Consider the following 5,385-nt stretch of genomic DNA (forward strand, 5'->3'; position numbering starts at 1 on the left):
CCAGCACCTCGCGCAGCTGGCCGTAGAGGTTGACGTTCAGCCCCGAGGGCCGGCCCTGCGCGTCCTGGCTGAGCGGCTTCTCGAAGGTGAAGAGCTGGTGGTGCGACATCAGCACCGTCCGCCGGCCGCCCGCCCGCCGCACCTTGTCGCGGTGCCACTCCGCCTCGCCGTCGTCCAGCTTGGTGAGCTTGTGCGGCGGGAGCGGGTTGCGGTCGTGCAGGCCGGTGTCCATCCCCAGCACCTGCCAGCGGCGGTTGCGCAGGCAGAAGTAGCTGGCTGGCTGCCCGATCTGGTCCAGCAGCGCGTAGTAGCCGCGCCCCCCCGAGTACATGTCGTGGTTGCCGGACAGGGTGAACAGCCGCGGCTTGCGCGCGGAGAGCGCGTCGGGGAAGACGTCCTCGACGATGGGGAGGAAGCGCTTGTTCACCTCGTTGCGCGTCCCCGAGTAGTAGATGTCGCCCACGTGGAGGACGATGTCGGGCCGCTGCCCGGCCAGCGCCTGCAGCACCACGCGCGCGGGCTCCATCCCCGTCCCCCAGTCGCCGACCACGCCGATGCGGACGCGGTCGGGGACGTCGATCACGAAGTCGTCCAGGGTGCGGTGGCGGCGGTAGGGGACGCGGCGCGCGCTCAGCTTGAAGCCCAGGTACGCCTCCACGCACTCGTCGATGAAGTTGGCGTCGCAGCTGCTGAAGCGCACCACGTTGCGCCAGTGGTCGATCTGCTCGGGGTCGCCCGACTCCTCGGCCCTGGCCACGCGCATGAAAAGCTCGACGCAGTCGGTCACCCCGCGCGCCGCGGCCACGTCCAGCCGCCGCGCGACCGCCGCCTCGACGCCCTCCCGCACCGCCCGGTCGGCCTCGGCGGGCTCCGGGAGCTCGCGGGTCCCTTCGTCGGGCTCGCCGCCGGTCAGCTCGCGCAGCTCCCGCGTCTCGGCGGGGAGGTCCTCCTCGTCGGCCCAGCGCGCGGCCACGCCGGCGAAGGTGAGCATGCGCGGGTCGTCCGCCACCTCCTCGGGCGTCGTCGGGGCGGGCGCGGCGTCGGCGGCGGCCTCGTCGCCGAGGTCGCGCCTCCTCCCCCGCGAGCGCTCCGCTTCGCCGCGCCGGGCCAGGACCTCGGCCAGGGCGGACTGCATCAGCGACAGGTCCTCGGAGCGGAAGGTGGGCATCAGGGTGTCGCTCATCGGAGTGCTCCGCGGCAGGGGGAAACGGGTCGCGGCGGGAGCGGGCCTTTGCGGCCCGCGCGGGCGAGGAGGCTACGATGCGCCGCCGCGCCGGCCCCGTCAAGCGTGCCGGCGGCGGCGAAGGGGAGTTGACAGGCCGCCGCCCTCGCCCGACGTTTCCCCTCTCCGTTTCCGGCAACGCCGTGCCGCGTCGCTCGCGGCGCTCACCCTCCGCCCGGAGTCCGTTCCCATGCTCCACCGACCCAGGAAGCGCGCCGCCCTGGCGGCCGCGGCGCTCGTGCTGGCGCTCGGCGCCTGCGCCGACGACCCCACCGGCCCGCTCGGCCCCGGCGGCCCGCGGCTGGACGAAGACGTGGTCACCGAGCCGGCGGAGGGCGAGGAGGGGGTGGTCACCCTCGCCGCGTTCACCGGCAACATCCGCATCGGCGTGGTGCCGGACGCGCCGTCGGTCACGCTCGGCGCGGCGGGCGACTGGACGATCCGCAACAAGTCCACCGGCGCGGTGCTGATGACCGGCACGGGCGGCACGGCCACGGTGACCCTGCAGTCGACCTCCGTCACCATCGTGCGGCTGCAGGTGATGTGCTCCGCCAACGCCGCGACCGTGGCGGCGCGCAAGGCGGCGGGCGAGGCGGCCGGGTACCCCACCTTCACCGAGTTCTTCGCCGCCGGCAACTGCACGCGGCTCTACATCGGCGAGCTCCCCGGGAGCTCCACCACCACGCAGCGCAACAACCTCAAGAGCCAGCTGGTCGCGCAGGGGCTGGCGGCGGCCGACGCGTTCTACCGCTCGTTCGTGATCGGCGCCACGCTGTACCGCGTGGCGCGCGGCGCCGCCTCGGCCACCAGCCAGGCCCCGCCGGTGCTCTCGTCGGCCGACGGCCTGGTCACCATCGGGGGGCTCCCGTACCGCGGCGTGGCCGAGGCGGTCCGCAACAGCCTGGGGACGCTGGCCGGGGTGAACGAGGTGCACATCGAGCAGTACCTGTACGGCGTGGTGCCGCGCGAGCTGCCGCCCACCATCTGGAACCAGCTGGAGGCGCAGAAGGCGCAGGCGGTGGCGGCGCGCACCTACGCGCTCTCGGGGCTCGGCAAGCGCGCGAACAACGGCTACGACCTGCTGGCCACCACCAGCGACCAGGTGTACGGCGGCTACTCGGCCGAGCACCCGCTGTCGACGCAGGCGGTGGACGAGACGGCGGGGATCGTGGCGACCTACGACGGCAACCTGATCGAGGCGCTCTTCTCGTCGACGGCGGGCGGGTACACGGCCAACAACGAGGACGTGTTCAACTCGGCGCCGGTGCCGTACCTGCGCGGCGTGCGCGACCACCAGCACGGCAGCAGCGAGCACGTGCTCGACGAGATCCGCCGCCACCCGAACCCGCAGTCGCTGCGCGGGAAGAAGAACGGCGACTTCGAGGCCGATTGGTCATCGCGCCACCGCTGGACCTTCGAGTGGACGGCCGAGGAGATCTCGGAGGTGGTCGGCGACTTCGCGCAGCAGGACGTGGGGAAGGTGCTGGAGATCAACGTGCTGGAGCGCTCGAACTCGGGGCGGGTGCTGCGCATCGAGTACGTGACCGAGGCGGGGAGATTCTTCGACACCAAGGACCACGTGCGCACCTCGCTCAAGTTCTTCGACGCGAACGGGGTGAAGAGCAGCCTGTTCTCCACGCTCTTCCTGATCGAGCCGGTGGTCGACCGCAGGACCGGCGAGGTGACGGGCTTCACGGTGTTCGGCGGCGGGTGGGGGCACGGCGTGGGCCTCTGCCAGACGGGCGCCGCCGGGATGGCCGACAAGGGCGCCACCTACGAGGAGATCCTCAAGCACTACTACCAGGGGATCGAGCTCACGCAGTGGTACTGAGCGGCTGTCGAGCCCAAAGGAGGAGCCCCTCTCCCGGTTCGCCGGGGGAGGGGCTCGTCGCTTCCATCGAATCGAAACGGCATGTCTCACACGGAGTCAACGGAGTTAACGGAGAATCCCTCGAGTAGTTCTCTGTTGACTCCGTTGACTCCGTGTGAGGCTCTTTCGATCCGATCGCGCGAGGATCACCGCCGCCGCCGAAATCTTTGCGGTGCCTCGCAAAGTCCCGCGGGCCGACATTGCCGCGCGACATGACTCTGGCGCGGACGGGGGGAGCCCTACATATTGTGGTGGGTCTCCCTTTCAGACACACGGGATCGCCCACACGACCCCTACGCCGGGTCCCCCCACCCCGGCCGCAAGACTCCTGCGCATCACCACGGAGCCCTGCACTGAACCCCTACACCCAGGCGAGACAGGCCGCACCGGACCGCCGCGCCACCGCGGCGGCGCGGCGCGCTCTTCGTTTGCGTACGGACCGGTAGCCAGACCCACGGCCGCGGGCGCCGGCGCGCGTCCGCGGCCCTGCCCAGCGCAAGGCGGGAGACGGGCCCGCGTGCAGCAGCGGGACCCGCCCGCGGTACCTCCAGGCCGAAGGAGCGTACGTGCGGCACAAGCAGCGCAGCGGCACCCTCCAGCGCGAGCTGGAGCACCGCATCAAGAACGGCACCTGCGTCTACTGCCGGGCCCCCGCCGCCCCGGACCGCCCCCTCACCCGCGAGCACGTGATCCCCCAGGCCCGGGGGGGACGGAGGAAGGACCTCCGCATCATCGTCCCCGCGTGCGCCCGCTGCAACCAGAGCCGCGGCTGCCAGGAGATCGTCCTCTTCCTGCTGGCCCGCCCCCGCCGCCTCACCGCCTTCCTCGACTACCTGGGCACGCTCCCGCCCGAGACCGTGCGCCTGGTGGACCTGCGCGTCTTCGCCGAGCTGTACGCGGCCGTCTGGCTGCTGTGCGACAGCGGCCAGCACGGGTCGGCGTGGCGCGAGCGGCTCCGGCACCTGTGCGCGGGCCGGCGGCTGCACCGGCGGCGCTACGCGGCGCGGCGCATCGTGGCGGCGGTGGGGACGCGGCTGGAGCGCGGGCGCGACCGCGTGGCCGTCCCCGAGGGCCCCAGCTGCCTGCTGCCGCACACCGTCGAGCGCTCCCCCGCGCCGCCGCGGCTGGACGAGACGCTGGCGCGCGCGCTGGCCGCCCTGATCGGCACCCTGTCGCTGGCCTGGGAGGTCTCGGCCGAGCGGGTGCTGGAAGAGCTGGAGCGGGAGCGCGAGCGCGCCGCCGTCCGCAACCACGCGAAGCCGGCGGACGGCGCGGCGGCCGTCGCCGTCACCCCGGCGGCGGACGAGGCGGAGGAGGCGGAAGGGGTGCTCTCGCTGGACGGGTGGAAGCGGCGCCGCGGGCGGAGGCGGCGCACGCGCGTGGACCAGCGCGGCGGGCGCGGGGCCGGGCGCCGCGGCCGGAGCGCGCGGGGGCGCGCCGCCTAGGGCGGGCGGCGCGCCGGGGAAGTCACCGGTCCAGGAAGCCCTCAGAACCAGCGGCCGTAGTCGCCGCGGTAGTCGCGGCGGCCGCGGTACTCCCGGTCGTAGCGGGGGCGGTCGCTCTCCCATCCCACCGGCCAGGCGCCCCGCCAGGTGCGCGTGCCGCCGATGGTGCCGTACGGCGCGTGGTACTCGCGCATGTCGCCCACCCGCCCGACGCGGTCGCCGCCGTAGGGGACGTAGTTGACCTCGTACTCGCCGGGGTGCTGCTCGCGCACGTAGTCCATGTTGTAGCGCGCCGTCACCCGGTTGGGGAAGGGGCTGGGCGGCCCCGCCACGGGGAAGTCGCGGAAGCGGTCGTACCCGCGGTGCCCCCCCACCTCGCGCACCCGCACCGGCGGCCGGCGCGGCGCCGCCTGCCGGTACCCGCGCAACCCGTAGTCGTATCCCCGGTCGTAGCCTCGCATCGTCGTTCCTCCTGGCTGATCTCCCGTCCCGCAGGACCTTTCCCGGGTAGCAATCCGCGTTCCCTTCCGGCATGGGAAGGCGGGCCCAGGCGCGGCGGCGGGGCCCTCTCCCTGGCGCCTGAGGCGCCTGTCCCTCCCCCAAAACGACCTGGGGGAGGGACTTCCTCGCTTCGCTTCGTAGCGAGCGCGGGACGCAACGCTGTGCCGAAAGGCGGGTTCGTTGGCTGTTCCCTGTCCCCTGCCGTTGCGTGAGGGATGCGCGCCCGACAGGGCCGGGACGCCGCCGCCACAGGGGTTTCGTGGCGGCGGTGGCCCGGCGCCGTTGGCCTGCGTTGTTTGCAGGCCTACGGCGCGCGCAGCCCGGCCCGGAGCGCAGCGGAGGGACAC

4 protein-coding genes are annotated in these 5,385 nt (G+C 73.5%); 2 read left to right on the forward strand and 2 right to left on the reverse strand.

Going from position 1 to position 5,385, the window contains the following annotated elements; translation table 11 throughout:
* Window positions 1-1,183: metallophosphoesterase (locus tag VF746_20210; GenBank protein ID HEX8694761.1), on the reverse strand; the 1,183-nt coding region annotated here is incomplete at its 3' end.
* 229 nt (window positions 1,184-1,412) lie between these two features.
* Between VF746_20210 and VF746_20215 the strand changes: the two genes are divergently transcribed.
* Window positions 1,413-3,053 carry a SpoIID/LytB domain-containing protein gene (locus VF746_20215; GenBank protein HEX8694762.1) on the forward strand — a complete coding sequence of 547 codons (1,641 nt, stop codon included), beginning with the start codon at window positions 1,413-1,415 and terminating at the stop codon, window positions 3,051-3,053.
* A gap of 605 nt (window positions 3,054-3,658) precedes the next feature.
* A complete protein-coding gene (locus tag VF746_20220) occupies window positions 3,659-4,537 on the forward strand; it encodes an HNH endonuclease (protein ID HEX8694763.1) in 879 nt (292 codons plus the stop codon).
* 41 nt (window positions 4,538-4,578) lie between these two features.
* On the opposite strand, the gene VF746_20225 is transcribed toward VF746_20220, so the two are convergent.
* Window positions 4,579-4,998, reverse strand: coding sequence for a hypothetical protein (locus VF746_20225; protein ID HEX8694764.1), 420 nt, complete (start codon window positions 4,996-4,998; stop codon window positions 4,579-4,581).
* Window positions 4,999-5,385 lie beyond the last annotated feature (387 nt).

Origin of the sequence: Longimicrobium sp. (genome assembly GCA_036389795.1) — a bacterium.
Lineage (GTDB): Bacteria > Gemmatimonadota > Gemmatimonadetes > Longimicrobiales > Longimicrobiaceae > Longimicrobium.

Excerpts from the sequence above, each read along its gene's own strand:
- VF746_20215 (HEX8694762.1), top strand. The coding sequence starts at position 1,413 with ATGCTCCACCGACCCAGGAAGCGCGCCGCCCTGGCGGCCGCGGCGCTC.
- VF746_20225 (HEX8694764.1), bottom strand. The coding sequence starts at position 4,998 with ATGCGAGGCTACGACCGGGGATACGACTACGGGTTGCGCGGGTACCGG.